The sequence below is a fragment of the Streptomyces sp. NPDC054783 genome (genome assembly GCF_053611725.1).
In genome coordinates, this window is the sequence record NZ_JBSHAY010000002.1 from 289,933 (window position 1) to 304,718 (window position 14,786).

Annotated in this window: 11 protein-coding genes; 3 read left to right on the forward strand and 8 right to left on the reverse strand. The window is 68.3% G+C overall.

Annotation, left to right across the window (positions count from 1 at the left end; all coding sequences use genetic code 11):
- Positions 1-262 precede the first annotated feature (262 nt).
- Positions 263-2,881: an alpha-glucan family phosphorylase gene (gene glgP / locus ACWGJ5_RS05605; RefSeq protein WP_453308492.1), complete on the forward strand. Its 2,619-nt coding sequence runs from the start codon at positions 263-265 to the stop codon at positions 2,879-2,881.
- 9 nt (positions 2,882-2,890) lie between these two features.
- Here glgP and ACWGJ5_RS05610 read toward each other — a convergent pair whose 3' ends face one another.
- Together ACWGJ5_RS05610 and ACWGJ5_RS05615 are read right to left on the reverse strand one after the other, a co-directional pair.
- On the reverse strand, positions 2,891-3,067 hold the full coding sequence (locus tag ACWGJ5_RS05610; RefSeq protein ID WP_453308493.1) for a DUF397 domain-containing protein: 177 nt from the start codon (positions 3,065-3,067) through the stop codon (positions 2,891-2,893).
- Between the two features lie 8 nt (positions 3,068-3,075).
- On the reverse strand, positions 3,076-3,909 hold the full coding sequence (locus tag ACWGJ5_RS05615; RefSeq protein WP_453308494.1) for a helix-turn-helix domain-containing protein: 834 nt from the start codon (positions 3,907-3,909) through the stop codon (positions 3,076-3,078).
- Between the two features lie 181 nt (positions 3,910-4,090).
- Between ACWGJ5_RS05615 and ACWGJ5_RS05620 the strand changes: the two genes are divergently transcribed.
- Entirely contained in the window at positions 4,091-4,507 is a 417-nt protein-coding gene (locus tag ACWGJ5_RS05620) for an ATP-binding protein (RefSeq protein WP_453308495.1), read from the forward strand.
- Between the two features lie 32 nt (positions 4,508-4,539).
- Positions 4,540-5,436 (forward strand): hypothetical protein, encoded by an 897-nt coding sequence (locus tag ACWGJ5_RS05625; RefSeq protein WP_453308496.1) that lies wholly within the window; start codon positions 4,540-4,542, stop codon positions 5,434-5,436.
- Between the two features lie 401 nt (positions 5,437-5,837).
- On the opposite strand, the gene ACWGJ5_RS05630 is transcribed toward ACWGJ5_RS05625, so the two are convergent.
- The 6 genes from ACWGJ5_RS05630 to ACWGJ5_RS05655 all read right to left on the reverse strand — a co-directional run bounded on the left by ACWGJ5_RS05630 (position 5,838) and on the right by ACWGJ5_RS05655 (position 14,613).
- A complete protein-coding gene (locus ACWGJ5_RS05630) occupies positions 5,838-6,302 on the reverse strand; it encodes a barstar family protein (protein ID WP_453308497.1) in 465 nt (154 codons plus the stop codon).
- Positions 6,299-11,005 carry a putative T7SS-secreted protein gene (locus ACWGJ5_RS05635; protein WP_453308498.1) on the reverse strand — a complete coding sequence of 1,569 codons (4,707 nt, stop codon included), beginning with the start codon at positions 11,003-11,005 and terminating at the stop codon, positions 6,299-6,301. The genes ACWGJ5_RS05630 and ACWGJ5_RS05635 overlap by 4 nt, the downstream gene beginning before the upstream one ends.
- Positions 11,005-11,655 carry a hypothetical protein gene (locus ACWGJ5_RS05640; RefSeq protein ID WP_453308499.1) on the reverse strand — a complete coding sequence of 217 codons (651 nt, stop codon included), beginning with the start codon at positions 11,653-11,655 and terminating at the stop codon, positions 11,005-11,007. The genes ACWGJ5_RS05635 and ACWGJ5_RS05640 overlap by 1 nt, the downstream gene beginning before the upstream one ends.
- On the reverse strand, positions 11,652-12,182 hold the full coding sequence (locus ACWGJ5_RS05645; protein ID WP_453308500.1) for a hypothetical protein: 531 nt from the start codon (positions 12,180-12,182) through the stop codon (positions 11,652-11,654). The genes ACWGJ5_RS05640 and ACWGJ5_RS05645 overlap by 4 nt, the downstream gene beginning before the upstream one ends.
- 187 nt (positions 12,183-12,369) lie before the next feature.
- Positions 12,370-12,891, reverse strand: a complete 522-nt coding sequence (locus ACWGJ5_RS05650) for a DUF1990 domain-containing protein (RefSeq protein ID WP_453308501.1) — start codon at positions 12,889-12,891, stop codon at positions 12,370-12,372.
- Between the two features lie 72 nt (positions 12,892-12,963).
- Positions 12,964-14,613 carry a M4 family metallopeptidase gene (locus ACWGJ5_RS05655; protein ID WP_453308502.1) on the reverse strand — a complete coding sequence of 550 codons (1,650 nt, stop codon included), beginning with the start codon at positions 14,611-14,613 and terminating at the stop codon, positions 12,964-12,966.
- Positions 14,614-14,786 lie beyond the last annotated feature (173 nt).

Consider the following 14,786-nt stretch of genomic DNA (forward strand, 5'->3'; position numbering starts at 1 on the left):
TGTGGGACGCCTGTGGGGTCGTACCGGAGGAGCCTTCCCACCCTGATCGGGTGGGCAATCCGGAACATTGTTAACTACTCCCGCGTATGTCCACCCACAAGACCGGCCCCTTTTTACCAAGTGCCCGCAGGCCGCTCCTTGACGCCCCGACACCCGCGCCGGCGCCTCCCCACCGACGCCCCGGTAACCACTACCGTCGAGGTTGACGACGAGACGTACAGCGCCGTGCGTCTCACTCCGTGACGCGTCCGAGGTGGCAGCTGTGAAGGCGATCCGTCGGTTCACCGTCCGTCCCGTTCTCCCCGAACCCCTCCGGCCACTGAGCGACCTGGCGCGCAATCTGCGCTGGTCCTGGCATGCGGAAACGCGCGATCTGTTCCAGTCCGTGGATCCCGAGGCATGGGCCGCAGCCGGGGGCGACCCGGTGCGGATACTGGGCCGGGTACGGCCGGCGCGGCTGACCGAGCTGGCCGCCGACCGGCGCTTCCTGCGCCGCCTCACCGCGGCCGCCGACGACCTCGACGACTATCTGACCGGCGAGCGCTGGTACCAGGCCCAGGCGGACGGCATGCCCGCGGCCATCGCCTACTTCTCCCCGGAGTTCGGCATCACGGCCGCGCTGCCCCAGTACTCGGGCGGCCTCGGCATCCTGGCGGGCGACCATCTCAAGGCGGCCAGCGACCTCGGCGTACCCCTGATCGGGGTCGGGCTGCTGTACCGGCACGGGTACTTCCGGCAGACACTCTCCCGCGACGGCTGGCAGCAGGAGCACTACCCGGTGCTCGACCCCAACGAACTGCCCCTCACCCAGCTGAAGGAGGCCGACGGCACCCTGGCGCAGGTCTCGCTCGCGCTGCCCGGCGGCAGGGCACTGCGCGCCCGGATCTGGCTGGCCCAGGTGGGCAGGGTGCCGCTGCTGCTCCTCGACTCGGACGTGGAGGAGAACGACCTCGGCGAACGCGGGGTGACCGACCGGCTCTACGGGGGCGGCAGCGAGCACCGGCTGCTGCAGGAGATGCTGCTCGGGATAGGGGGTGTCCGGGCGGTACGGACGTACTGCCGGCTCACCGGCCACCCGGAACCGGAGGTGTTCCACACCAACGAGGGCCACGCGGGCTTCCTGGGCCTGGAGCGGATCGCCGAACTGTGCGAGCGGGGCCTCGACTTCGACTCGTCCCTGGAGGCGGTGCGCGGGGGCACGGTCTTCACCACCCACACCCCCGTCCCGGCCGGCATCGACCGCTTCGACCGGGAGCTGGTCGCCCGGCACTTCGGGGAGGACGCCGAGCTTCCCGGCATCGACGTACAGCGGATTCTGACCCTCGGGATGGAGACGTACCCGGGTGGCGAGCCGAACCTGTTCAACATGGCCGTGATGGGGCTGAGGCTGGCCCAGCGGGCGAACGGCGTGTCCCTGTTGCACGGCCAGGTGAGCCGGGAGATGTTCGCGGGCCTGTGGCCGGGATTCGACGCCGAGGAGGTGCCGATCACCTCCGTGACGAACGGGGTGCACGCGCCGACCTGGGTGGCCCCGGAAGTCCTGCGCCTGGGCGCCCGGCAGGTCGGCTCGGAGCGGGCCGAGGAGGCGCTGGCCGTCGGCGGCTCCGAGCGCTGGGACTCGGTCGCGGAGATCGAGGACCAGGAGATCTGGGAGCTGCGCCGCACCCTGCGCGAACAGCTGGTGCTGGAAGTGCGGGAGCGACTGCGGGCGTCCTGGCGGCAACGGGGCGCCGGCAACGCCGAGTTGGGCTGGATCGACGGAGTGCTGGACCCGGAGGTCCTGACGATCGGCTTCGCGCGCCGGGTCCCGTCGTACAAGCGCCTGACGTTGATGCTCCGCGACCGGGACCGCCTGATGGAGTTGTTGCTGCATCCGGAGCGCCCGATCCAGATCGTCGTGGCGGGCAAGGCGCACCCGGCGGACGACAGTGGCAAACGCCTGGTGCAGGAGCTGGTCCGCTTCGCCGACGACCCGCGGGTCCGCCACCGCATCGTCTTCCTCCCCGACTACGGCATGGCGATGGCGCAGAAGCTCTACCCCGGCTGCGACGTGTGGCTGAACAACCCCCTGCGCCCGCTGGAGGCGTGCGGCACGAGCGGCATGAAGGCGGCCCTGAACGGCTGCCTGAACCTCTCCGTCCGGGACGGCTGGTGGGACGAGTGGTTCCAGCCGGACTTCGGCTGGTCCGTCCCGACGGCGGACGGCGCGGGCACGGACCCGGACCGTCGCGACGACATCGAGGCGGCGGCGCTCTACGACCTCCTGGAACAGCGGGTGACTCCGCGCTTCTACGAGCAGGGCCGGGGCGGACTGCCCGACCGCTGGATCGCGATGGTCCGCCAGACCCTCACCCTGCTCGGCCCCAAGGTGCTGGCCGGCCGCATGGTCCGCGAGTACGTCGACCGCCTCTACGTCCCCGCCGCGCAGGCGCACCGCGCGCTGACCCCGGACACGGCGGGCGATCTGGCCGTCTGGAAGGCCCGGGTCCGGGCGGCCTGGTCCGCGGTGAGCGTGGACCACGTGGAGACGACGGTGACGAGCGCCACCGCTGAACTGGGCACGACGGTGGGGCTGAGGGTCCGCGTCGGCCTGGGCGATCTGACCCCGGACGACGTGGAGGTCCAGGCGGTGTCGGGCCGGGTGGACGCGGAGGACCACATCACGGATGCGACGGTGGTCCCGCTGAAGCCGACCGGCGCCCCCGACCTGGAGGGCCGCCTGCTGTACGAGGGCCCCCTCGCCCTGGACCGCACAGGCCCGTACGGCTACACGGTCCGCATCCTCCCGAGCCACCGACTGCTTGCGTCCGCGGCCGAGCTGGGGCTGGTGGCGGTGCCGTCGGAGGAGGCGGTGGAGGGGGCGGGGGTGCTGCTGCGGTGAGCGAGGGGCTCAAGCCTTCTTGAGAGCCTCGATGAGGAGGGCGAAGGACCCGGCCGGGACGGTGAGGACGCCTGCGGCCGGGTCCTTGGAGTCGCGGATGGTGGTGTGGGTGGGGGTGGTGGCTATTTCCACGCATTCGTTGCCGTCGCCCTCGCCCGAGTAAGAAGACTTCCGCCAGTTGTCCATGGGGTGCCTCACAGCTCTTTTGCCAGCCGGTTGATGAAGTCACGGGACTCGGCCGGTTCGAGTGATACGGCCTCCACCATACGGAAGCGCGTTCGATAAATGTTGAGCTGAGCCTCGGAATCGATGAAGACTGTGCCGTGGGGCGCGTCACGCACCACCGTGTCCAACTGGGGCAGGGGGCCGCCGGCGTAGGTCATCCCGCTTGACGCGGCGAAGCCATCCAGGTCAAAGGGGATGACGCGCAAGGTGACGTGGTCCGCCTCGGACAGCTCGAGGAGCCGGGTGAGCTGTGCCTTCGAGGTGGCACGGTCGCTGACCCTGATGCGAAGCGCCGCCTCATGGATCAGTGCTTCGTACGGGGTGGTGATCCTCTGGCGCTCCTTTCGGTGACGAATGCGCAACTCGAGCTCGTCATCGGTGAGTTTGGGCAACCTTGACGAGAAGACGCCACGGGCATAGTCCTCCGTCTGCAGCAGCCCGGGCACGTACAGAATTGCCACGTGGTGCAGGAACCGGGCGTGGTGCTCCAGCTCGGACAGGTCCAGGAACGACGTGGGCAGGAGGTGCCGGTACTCCTCCCACCAGCCACGCGTCCTGTCCGTGGCCATCTCGACCAGTGCGTCGATGAACTGGCCGTCGGTACAGGCGTAATGAGACGCCAGCCGACGCAGCCGTTCCTCGCTCACTCCAATGAGCCCCGACTCGATGTGGCTGATCTGGACCCTGTTCATCCCGAGCAGCGCCGCCGATTGGACGGCGGTGAGTCCGGCCGCCTCACGGAGCCTGCGCAGTTCGAGCCCCAGGCGCAACTGACGACCTGTTGGTTCACGCCTCTGAACCATGAGTTGCTCCTGCTCTTTCGGGGGTGGATCGTGCGATCAGCTTGTCACGGGTAACAGATTACCCCTACCGTCGGTGACGTAGCGCACACGCAGCGGAAGCGCACTGCTCCGCCGTGCCATGGCGGTTGCGGCAATGCCACCGCGTGCAAAAACCCCACTCACTGAACGGAGTTGATGACGCATGCCCGAAAGCGAAACCTGGGACTACACGCTCTACATCCCCAACGACCTCAGAGCCGTGACTGTCTGCCGCCGCACCCTGCGCCTGATCCTGACCCTGCACGGTCTGATCGGCCTGGTGGACACGGCGGAGCTGCTGGCGGCGGAGCTGGTGTCGAACGCCGTACGGCACACCAAGGGGCCGGCCGCGCTCAGGGTCCGCCGGACCCCGGAGGGCACCGTGTGGATCGGGGCGTGGGACACCGACCCGGCGCCGCCGGATCCTCCACGTGAGCTGGAGCAGGTGGCGGAGCTGGAGTGGGAGGACGGGCGGGGGCTGGGTCTGGTGAAGGCGTGTGCGGAGTACTGGGGGTGGCAGCCGACGGCCAGGTTCGGGGACCGGGGGAAATTCGTGTGGTGCGAACTTGCGGCGGCGTAGCTCGTTGATCACGGCGATGGAAAGGAGAGCTGATGGTCGGCTCGTCGCATGAGGCGTTGCACCGGATCTTCCAGAAGGATCCGACACTGCTGACGAAGGCGTTACAGAGGGTCCTGCACGTCCCCTTCCCCGAACCGAGGGAGATCGCCGCGCTGAACGTGGACCTCACCGAGATCGAACCGGTCGAGCGCCGCGTGGACACGCTGCTCAGGGCGGAGACGGACGAGGGCACGTATCTGCTGGTGGTGGAGTCGCAGGGGAAGGTGGACGAGCGCAAGCGGGGCAGCTGGCCGTACTACCTCTCCTACCTGTACGAGAAGTACCGCTGCGAGCCGGTGCTCATCGTCATCACCCAGAGCAGTACGACAGCGCGGTGGGCCTCCCGGTCGATCCGGCTCGGCTTCCCGGGCTGGGAGTCGCTGACGGTACGTCCGCTGGTGCTGGGTCCGGACAACGTGCCGGTGATTGCGGACGAGCGGCAGGCCGAGAAGGACGTCCCCCTTGCGGTGCTCTCGGCCATGACACACGGCCGTGGACCGCAGGCTCCGGCCATACTGGAATCCCTGGCCGCCGCCCTGCGGACCATCGACCCGGACAGCGCCGCAGTCTTCGTGCAGTTCGTCGACTCCTGCCTGGCCGACCCCCAGGCGAAGCAGATGTGGAGGGACCTGATGACCGCCATCCAGTACTTCTGGCGACACCCGCTGGCCGAACAGGTACGCGAGGAGGGGCGAGAACAGGGCCGGGCTGAAGCCAAGGCTGAGGCCAAGGCCGAGATGGTCCTCCGTGTCCTGGAGTGGCGTGACATCCCAGTGCCCGACGACGTCCGAGAGCGTGTGATGTCCTGTACAGACCTGGACCAGCTCGACGTCTGGGCCCAGCGGGCGGTGCATGCGGCGGACGCGACGGAGTTGTTCGACGCCGGGTGAGGAAGTGACCGCTGGGCCGCCCGCTTCTCGGTCAGCGTCGTGCCTCCGCGAGGCGAGTCAAGGGCGCTGCGCGTCGCCTTCGGCGATGGCCTTCCGGGCCACCCTTGACACACCTCGCTCCAGCACGAGGAGGAAGCGAGCGAGCGGCACTGCAAGACGGCGGTCCGGGACGGTGTCTGTGGGCATCCGCCAGCTAGGCGCCTGCCGTCGGCCTGGCGGGCGCGCTCTCGGTGCGCCCCCCGTTGGGCGGTGTTGGCGGCCTGCTGTCAGTGGGCGGTGAGTCGCGGGCTGACGCGCGACTCGGCAGGAGCGGAATACCGGCTGACGCGGTGGTCGTAACCCACATGTGGCATCGACGGAGACCGGGCCACCAGATCAATACCGACTGAGCCCCGAGTGACCTACGAGCTCAGGAGTTCGTTGCGAACCTCTTCCTGGATGTCGGGCGGACACAGCAGCACGACCTCGAAGGTGGTCTTCTCTTGCCCCGGCAGTTCTGGTCTCCCCGCCCAGAACCTCACAGCGTTTTTCAGGGTACGCATGAGAATTTTGCGTTCTTCAGGATCTTCTGACAGAACTGCGTCGGCGTCGTCAATGATGAGGAAGAAGTGTACGGCATTGAGCCAGTGGAGATCGCGCAGGCAGTCCAGCAACGCGTTCCAGTTCCAGCCGAAGTAGTCCGGGAGACGCAGTGCCTCGTAGAACTGAGTGAACACGCCGTCGGAATCGCGCATCTCGCGGCCCTGCATTCGGGCCGAGTAGATCAGGCCGGTGGGAGGAAGAGCACAGGTCACGGGGATCGTAGAATCGATCGGCGCAACACGGACTTCGGCTTCGTCTCCGCCCCACCAGAAGGTCTCGTTCATCGGCCGGTCTCCATGACGATGTATGTTTGGTAATGGGTTGGAGTGTAGTAGGCGGAACCGTCGGAACCGGTCACGATTCTCTCGCCACCCCATTTCGGATTGTCGATGGACTGCACCGTTCCCCATTCCGTGTATTTGATCGGATTCCCTTGACTGTCGAATTCTGGGAGCTTGTATCCGCCGCCCTTACCGCTGTTCTCGAACGGTTGGGGAAGGGAGGGGCCCATGCGCTGAGGACCGGCGCCCTGCGCCTCGACGCCGAACTCGCGGATGTCTTGTAGGACTGCCTTGGATTCCTCCGGCACCTGGGTGGGGATCCACCCGGTCAGCTTTGACGTGTCCCCCAGAGCCTGGCCCACCTGGTAGTTCGGCGAGAGCCCCAGTGGGTCCGTCCAGGTATGCGGGTGGGACACGTACGCGTGGGGATTGGGAGCAGGCGCCAGGCCGAGCGGATCGGGGGTGGTGTATCGGGCGGTCTCGGGATCGTAGTGACGGAAGTAGTTGTAATGGAGGCCGGTTTCGGGGTCGTAGTACTGCCCGGGGAAGCGAAGCGGGGTATAGCCCGTGGCATCAGTATTCCAGGCCGTGGTGCCCCAGAGCGTGCTGCGGGTGCGCCAGGCGATGGTGCCATGCGCATCGACTAGTTCGCTGGGGGTGCCGACAAGGTCGGTGACGATGGCGAAGAAACGGGAGTCGATGTCTTCTTGGGGAGCGTCGACGGAGGCGATGCGTTCCGTCTGGGTGACGGGATGAAGATCCTGGTGGTCCCAGGTGAGGGTGACCTGGTTAGGTGACTCCGAGGTGCGCGTTGTTTGTTCGCACAGCGTGGTGCCGTCCCAGGTGAAATCGGTGTGTTCCAGGACCGTTTGATCGTCGCTGGCGTAGCGAAGCTTGGCTGTACGACGGCCGAGTGGATCGTAGGTGTATCGCCAGCGAGTGCCGTTAGGGGTGACGACGGAGGTCAGGCGGTCTTCGGCGTCCCACTCGTAGCGCCAGGTGTCCGGCTTTCTCGACAAGCGGGCCTTTTGGCGCAGGGTTATGCGGCCCAGGGCGTCGTGTTCGTAGCGGACGTTCCCGGCTCGGGTGATGCGGGTGCCTGCGTAACTGCGGGGGCCCGTTGCCTCCGCGCCCGGGTGGTCCGACGGCCAGGACGCCTGGGTCTGGTTGCCTGCTTCGTCGTAGGCGTACCGCTCCGTCCAGTTCGCCGCGTGGACCGCGGTGACCCTGCCGGTTGCATCCAGGTCGAAGCGGCGGGAGCCGGACAATTGGTCGTCGATGCCGATGAGGTTGCCGTCGGCCCGGTAGGTATAGGTTCGCTGTTGGAGTCTGCGATCCTCAATCCCCGCTACCGACTGGCTAGTAAGGCGGCCCACCGCGTCGAAGGTGTGCCGCAGGGTGATCGTCTCGCCGATGTGACGGGACAGTTCGCGGCCTGCCTCGTCGTGCTTGAAGTCGATTGCCCGGCCCGAGGCCACCATGCCCGTGCGGCGGCCTGCGACGTCGTACGACCAAGTCGTCGTTGCGCCCGTGGGGGTGGTGCGGCTCGTGCGGCGGCCCAGGGCGTCGTACGTGTATGTCACCGTGCGGCCGTTGACCGTTTCCGAGCGCAGGCGGCCGCGGCGATCTCGCAGCAGGGTCAGTGTGGTGCCGTCCGGGCCCGTGGCCTGGGCCATTTGGTCCGTCAGGTCGTATGCATAGGTCGTGACCTGGCCTGCTGCATCCTTGTGGAGCACCTGGCCGAGTTCATTGCGTTCGAAGGACACCGCCTCGCCGAGTGCGTTCCGCCGTGTGACAAGGCGGCCTGCGGCGTCGTATTCGTACGTCAGCGTGCGGTCGTCGAAGTCTGTCTCCGACAGCACGCGGCCGGCTTGGTCGTACACGTACTCCCACGTCAGGCCCTGAGGGTTGGTGACCTTGGCCAGGCGCAGTTCGGTGTCGTGGGCGAATTCGTAGCGGACTCCGTCCGGGCCCGTCCGGGCCGTCAGCAGGTCGAAGTGGGTGTACTCGAAGTGCGAGACGCCGCCCAGGGCGTCGGTGTGGCTCGTGCAGTTGCCCTCGCCGTCGTACGTCCACGTCTCCGTCGTGCCGTCGGGGGCCGTGCGGCGGGTCAGGTGGCCCTCGATCGACCATTCCAGGCGTGTTGTTGCCCCGGTGGGGTCGGTGATCGCGGTCGGGCGGCCGAGTGTGTCCCGTTCGTAGCGGGTCACCGCCCCCAGGGGGTCCGTCACCTCGGTGGGGAGTCCTGCGCGGTCGCAGACCACCGTTGTCGTGTGGCCGAGAGGGTCGGTCACGGACGTCAGGTGGCCGGCCTCTGTGTACGTGAAGTGGGTCGTCTGCCCCGCCGGGTCCGTCACCGATGTGCGGTTGCCCCGCTCGTCGTACGTCTGGCGGATCACCGTGCCGTCCGGGTTCGCCACCTTCACCGGCAGACCCAGGTCGTTGTACTCCGCCTTCGACTCGCGCCCGTCCGGGCGGGTCACCGAAGTGAGGTTGCCCTCGTCGTCATAGTGGAACGTCGTCGTGTGGCCCAGCGGGTCGGTCGTGGAGAGCAGGCGGTTGTAGCGGTCGCGGACGTATCGGGTGGTGGCGCCGAGTGCGTCGGTCTCCGCCACCACCTGCCACGCCTTGTTGACCAGGTAGCGGCGGGTGTGGCCCTCGCCGGTCGTCGCCGTGGTGGTGCGCAGGCCCGTCGCGGGGTCCGGATCCTCGTACGTCAGGCGCAGGGCCATGTGGCCCTCCGAGCCGCCCTCCGCAACGCAGCGGTCCTGGTCGTCGTACTCGTACGTGTAGCTGCGATCGTTCGTGTCCGTCCAGGACGTGACGCGGCCCCGGTCGTCGTACGTGAAGCGGAGGGGAAGGCCCGAGGAGTTGATGACCTCCGTGAGGTTGCCGTCCGTGTAGGCGAAGCGCTTCAGCTCCTCGCCTGTCGCTGTCAGGTGGTACGCGGTGACGCGGCCCGAGTCAGTGGTGATGCGGACGCCCTGGCCGGCGCTCGTGTGGACGGCGAGTGGGGTGCCTTCGGTGTCGTACTCGAAGGTGGTCCAGTTGCCGTTGCGGTCGTCGATCTGTTCCAGGACCGCCAGGCCGGGTCCGCGATCCGCGAAGTGCCAGGTGCGGTGCGTGCGCGGGTCGGTGATCGTGTAGCCGCCGTCGACCCGGTCCAGGGGGAGGCGGGGGCCGTGGCTCGCCAAGGTGGGCAGGCCCGGTGCCGGATGCGGGTACGGCAGGAGCAGGCCGTCTTCCGAGACGTAGACGACTCCCTCGGCGTCGATCTCCAGGCGCTGGTCCAGAGTCGAGGACCAGGACGGGCCGAACCAGCGGCCCAGGCGGTAGCCCGACTCCACCCGGCGGGTCAGGACCAGCGGCAGTGCTCCGGGGAGCGCGACGTCCGTCTGCGGCAGGTACATCTTGCCGGTGGCCAGGTTGATCGGGTCGGTACCGCCGCTCTCTGTGCTGTTCTCGTCATGCGAGTGCTGGGGCGGGTCTTCGTTGACCTCGTCCCGGGCCGTTGCCTTGCCCGCGTCCTCCGCTCCCGCCCGCGCCTCCCGCCCTGCGGCCCCCTCCGCCACCTGGCGCACCAGTCCCGCCTCCGCCGCGTCCCGGGCCAGCCCGATCTCCATTCCGGCGCCGTCGCCGAGGAAGAGCTGGGGGAGCATGCGGCCGCCGAACTCCGACGGGTCCTTGCGGAACTGGGTCCACATGTCCTTCAGGGCGCGGTCGGGATGCGTGCCGGTGGAGACCAGGCCCGTGATCGTCATGCTGACGTTCTGCAGGTACTGGGCGGGGTGGGTGATGTTGTAGGGGTCGGTGGGATCCAGACCGCGGGCGAAGCTGATCAGGCCGGCGGTGCCTTTGACGAGGCCGCCCGTGAAGTGGAGCGCCTCGGTGTTGAGGGCGCCGGCGCCGTCGAGGGCGTCCGCCTTCAACCGGGTGAGCGCAGGTGGCTCGGCGGGGGCGTGGGACAGGGCTTTGTCCACGGCCTTGGCGGTGGCCTCGGCAGCTGTGTTGCGCTGTTTGCGGGCCTCGTGAAGGACTTCCCGGGCGCGTTGAATGTCGGCTGTGCCCGGGTCGTGGAACTTGCCGGGCCGTGGGCCGGGGTCGTCGCCCGATTTCACGGCTGCGTTGTAGGCGTCGACCTTCTTGTTGTACGCGTCCGCCGCCTCCTTGGAGGCGTGCGTGCCCTTCTTGTACAGGGCGATCGCGTGCGTGGCCTGCTTCTGTGCCCATTCGACGGTCTCGGCGTACGCGTCCAGAGCCGTGGCGGCGCCGCCGCAGGCGTCCGCCGCCTGCAGCCATTTCGCCGGGTGCATGGCGAACTTCTTGCGGAAGGCGTCGGCCGCCTCGCCCTGCCAGGACGAGGAATCCAGCGTGCGCATGCCCTGGCCGACGTTGTCGAAGGCGGTGTGGAATTTCTTCAGGTCTTTGGCGGAAGACCGGATGGCCGCCGGGGCGCCGTGAACCAGTTCCGAGGCGATGTCGGTCTCGCCGAGCTGTTTCTCACCCGGGGTCGCGCCCAGTTCGGAACCGATGTAGTCGCCCGTACTCCTGATGATGTCGGCGTACTTGTGGGCGCCGACGTGGTCCAAGAGGTCACCGGTGAGGTCGGCACCCTTCTCGATGCCCTTGCCGACCAGTTTCTTGCCCGAGTCGTAGAGGTGCTCGCCCTCGTCCAGGAGTGAGTTGGTGACGTCCCCGAGGCCCATCAGCCCTCACCGCCCTGCTGTTGGGCGGCCTTGGCGCGGGCCTCGGCAGTGGGACCGAAGACCTCGTTCATGTCCTTGTTCCACTCGGCGTCCGACACGCCGCTGGGCTTGAGGCCCAGGTTGTCCGCGACCTGCGAGGTCATGAAGTCGTGGCTGGCGTCCGTCCAGCCCTGCTTGCTGTTCTCCCACGCGTCATGGAAGGACTTCTCGCTGTAGTCCGGGTGCATGTAGGCGTCGGCGGTGCTGTCGGCCCACTGGCTCCAGCTCATCTTCTCGACGTCGGCCTCGGAGGCGTGCGGGTTGCCCACCAGCGCGTTCGCGCCGACCCTCAAGGTGCCACCGACGTACTGGTCCGTCTCGTAGAGCGTGCCCGCGGACAACCCCACCTCCGCCGCGAAGGCGTTGCCCTCCGCCACCAGGCCGCGTACGCCCCACTCCCAGCGCTCGCAGAACGAGGTGAACTTCGACGTCAGGTCCTCATGGCCCAGCTCCATCCCGGAGAGTTCCAGGATCGAGAAGCCCCGGCCCGCTCCCGCCAGGCCGACGAGGCCCAGGTCCTTCAACTCGTCCAGCGTCTGGGTGATGCCCTGCGCGATCAGGTTCAGCCCGGCGGCCTTGATGTCCTTGCCGCCGCCCTTGTCCCCGCTCATCGCGGTGTCTCCCCGTTCGTCTCCTCGACGGCCCGGTCGACGGCCGCCGCCTCCGGCACGATCCCCACCACCGGCGGGAACAGCACCCCTTCGCCCTCGCTGCCCACATCCAGGGCGACCCCGCAGGGCACGCCCACTGCCGGGACACCGGCATCCAACAGGCGTGCTCCCAGCCACCTTTGATACGCCCACTCCCACTCGCCCTCACCCCGCGCGACGGCGAAACGGGCCAGGGCGCGTTCGTTCGAGAAGGCATGGATCCAGCGGACGCCGCCGAAGTCGCCCGTCAGGGGTGCGTCGGCCTCGTCCACCGGCACGAGCACTGCGGTACGACGGAACTCGCCCAGCAGCACCGCGAACTCGCGGCGCCTACGCTCAACCTCGTCGGAAGAGCGGACATCGGGAGAGCTGATGCCCGGCGAAGACGCGGGCTGCTCTTCGTCCCCTCCGGCCATGTCCGCGTAGTCGTACAGCCGTGACCTGGGTATGCGTGCGGTCGAGTTGGTGTCGCCCCCGAGCTCGGACATATCTCAGATCATCACATCAGTCCATTGCGCATCGCAAAGCAGAAAGGGGACTCGGCGCACAGGTCGGCCGAATTCAGATCCCGGCGTGCCGGCACCGGCGCCAGTCCCCGCCGTTCTGTGCGGGGCAGGACGGCGAACACGAGTAGGGCACCCAAGGCGCAGGCGAGGCCCGTCCGGGCCCTTCGGGTCATTCCTCGGACAGCCCCTCGCACAGCCTGCGCAACACCGTCCCGCACCGCCGGGCGTACGCATGCTGCAACCCCCGTGTCGCCGGGCCGCCGGCCTTCGCGTACCACTTGGCCGGTTTGCTGAAGGCGGCCACCGTCAGCCAGACCGTGCCGTCTCCCGTGCGGTCGACCACGAAGGCCTCCTCGCCGCATTCGGGGTGGTCCTCCAGGGTGCCGTAGGCCCAGCCGGCGCGGCGGGGTTCCTCGGTGGTCCAGACGATGCGGCAGGGGGCCTTGATCAGTGCGGCCAGGGTGACCGTGACGTCGACGCCCTCCGCGGCTCTGTCCGCGCTCGCGTCGATGCCCACGCCCAGGGCGCGGTGCATCTCCCAGGTGAGGACCGCCTCGGCCGCCCGCTGGAAGAGCTTCTGGCCCTCGCCGAGGCGGGTGCGGACGAGCATCGGGTGGAAGCCGGGCGGGCAGTACGTCAGGTCGTCGCGGGTCGCGCCGACCGGCTCGTAGGTGAAGGGCGCCGAGGACATGGGTCACAAGGGTAGGGCGGCACCCGGAAGGTCCTTCTTCCGGGTGCCGCCCCGTACCGGTGAGGCCGTGGTTCAGTTGACGTTGACCGCCGACCAGGCCGCGGCCACCGCCTTGTACTCGGTGCTGCTGGAGCCGTAGAGGGCCGATGCCGCGCTCAGCGTGCCGGTGCGGGCCGCCTTGTAGTTCGTCGTCGACGTGAAGTACGTCGTCAGCGCCTTGTACCAGATCTGCAGCGCCTTGGCGCGGCCGATGCCGGTGACCGTGGAGCCGTTGGAGGTGGGCGAGTTGTACGTCACTCCGTTGATCGTCTTCGAACCGCTGCCCTCCGAGAGGAGGTAGAAGAAGTGGTTCGCGACGCCCGAGGAGTAGTGGACGTCCAGGTCGCCGACCGACGAGGACCAGTAGTCGGCCGAGCCGCCGTCCTTGCTGGGCTTGTCCATGTAGCGCAGCGGGGTGCCGTCGCCGTTGATGTTGATCTTCTCGCCGATGAGGTAGTCACCGGGGTCGGAGGCGTTGTTGGCGTAGAACTCCACGCCGGTGCCCATGATGTCGCTGGTGGCCTCGTTCAGGCCGCCGGACTCGCCCGAGTAGTCCAGGCCCGCGGTGTTCGCGGTGACGCCGTGGCTCATCTCGTGGCCGGCCACGTCCAGCGAGGTCAGCGGGTGGGTGTTGCTGTCACCGTCGCCGTAGGTCATGCAGAAGCAGCTGTCGTCCCAGAAGGCGTTGACGTAGTTGCTGCCGTAGTGGACGCGGGAGTAGGCGCCGACGCCGTCGTTCTTGATGCCGCTGCGGCCGAAGGTGTTCTTGTAGAAGTCCCAGGTCTCCTGCGCGCCGTAGGCGGCGTCCGCGGCGGCGGTCTGGTTGGAGGAGGAGCTGGGGGCGGTGCCGGTGCCGAAGATGTTGGTCGAGTTGCTGACCAGGGTGCCCTTGCCGGACGTCTTGCGGGCCAGGTTGTAGGTCTTGTGACCGCCCCGGGAGGCGTCGGTCAGGTTGTACGACGAGCCCGACTGCGTGGTGGTGAGGCTGACGGTGCCCGAGTAGAACGTCTTGCCGGTGCCGGTCGCGTTCTCGACGCCCTGGTACTCGAAGAGCTTCTTGCCGGTGGCGGCGTCGGTGATGACGTGCAGCTGGTTCGGGGTGCCGTCGTCCTGGAGGCCGCCGACGACCGTCTCGTAGGCCAGCACCGGCGTGCCGTTCGCCGCCCAGATCACCTTGCGGGCGCCGTCCGCGGCGGACTTGGCGGAGCCGAGGGTCTTGGCGGCGGACACCGCCTGCTTCTCGGCCTTGGCGGCGGAGATCTGCGGCTTGAGCGAGGCCACCTTGATGGCCGCCTTGGTCGCCTTGGTGACGCCCTCGGTTCTGCCGGACTTGGCGGTGTGGACGACCAGGTCGCCGCCGAGCACCGGCAGGCCCGCGTAGGTGCGCTCGTAACGGGTGTGGACCGTGCCGTCGGCGTCCTTGACGACGTCCTTGACGATCAGCTTCTCCTTGGCGCCGAGGCCTATCTGCTGCGCGGTCTGGGCCGCGTCGGCCTGCGCCTTCTGTATCAGGGAGATATGGGCCGAGTCCGACAGCGCGGCCGGCGCGGCGGCGAGCGTCGAGCTGCTCTTGCCGGCGGCGGTCGCGGTGGTGGTCAGACCGGTGGAGAGCAGGGCTCCGGCGGCGACGGCGGTGGCGATGGCCAGAGTGGCGCGCTTGTGACGCGTGTAGAGGGGGGTCACGCAAGCTCCTTCTCGTGGGGAGTCCGGTCAGCGTGGGGTTACTGGCCGGAGAGGTGGGGTGAAGCTCTGCGGCGGGTGAAGGAAGGGTGACATTGGGGGCGCGTACATGTCAGGCCCCTGAAGTGATGTTGGCCAGAAATCAACTGTCCGAGAAACGTTTCGGGTGTGTTAAC

What these genes read in the sequence shown, in the direction of transcription:
- ACWGJ5_RS05650 (WP_453308501.1), bottom strand. Translation starts at nt 12,891, where the DNA reads ATGTCCTCGGCGCCCTTCACCTACGAGCCGGTCGGCGCGACCCGCGAC.
- ACWGJ5_RS05615 (WP_453308494.1), bottom strand. Translation starts at nt 3,909, where the DNA reads ATGGTTCAGAGGCGTGAACCAACAGGTCGTCAGTTGCGCCTGGGGCTC.
- ACWGJ5_RS05610 (WP_453308493.1), bottom strand. Translation starts at nt 3,067, where the DNA reads ATGGACAACTGGCGGAAGTCTTCTTACTCGGGCGAGGGCGACGGCAAC.
- ACWGJ5_RS05640 (WP_453308499.1), bottom strand. Translation starts at nt 11,655, where the DNA reads ATGAGCGGGGACAAGGGCGGCGGCAAGGACATCAAGGCCGCCGGGCTG.
- ACWGJ5_RS05630 (WP_453308497.1), bottom strand. Translation starts at nt 6,302, where the DNA reads ATGAACGAGACCTTCTGGTGGGGCGGAGACGAAGCCGAAGTCCGTGTT.
- ACWGJ5_RS05625 (WP_453308496.1), top strand. Translation starts at nt 4,540, where the DNA reads ATGGTCGGCTCGTCGCATGAGGCGTTGCACCGGATCTTCCAGAAGGAT.
- ACWGJ5_RS05620 (WP_453308495.1), top strand. Translation starts at nt 4,091, where the DNA reads ATGCCCGAAAGCGAAACCTGGGACTACACGCTCTACATCCCCAACGAC.
- ACWGJ5_RS05645 (WP_453308500.1), bottom strand. Translation starts at nt 12,182, where the DNA reads ATGTCCGAGCTCGGGGGCGACACCAACTCGACCGCACGCATACCCAGG.
- ACWGJ5_RS05635 (WP_453308498.1), bottom strand. Translation starts at nt 11,005, where the DNA reads ATGGGCCTCGGGGACGTCACCAACTCACTCCTGGACGAGGGCGAGCAC.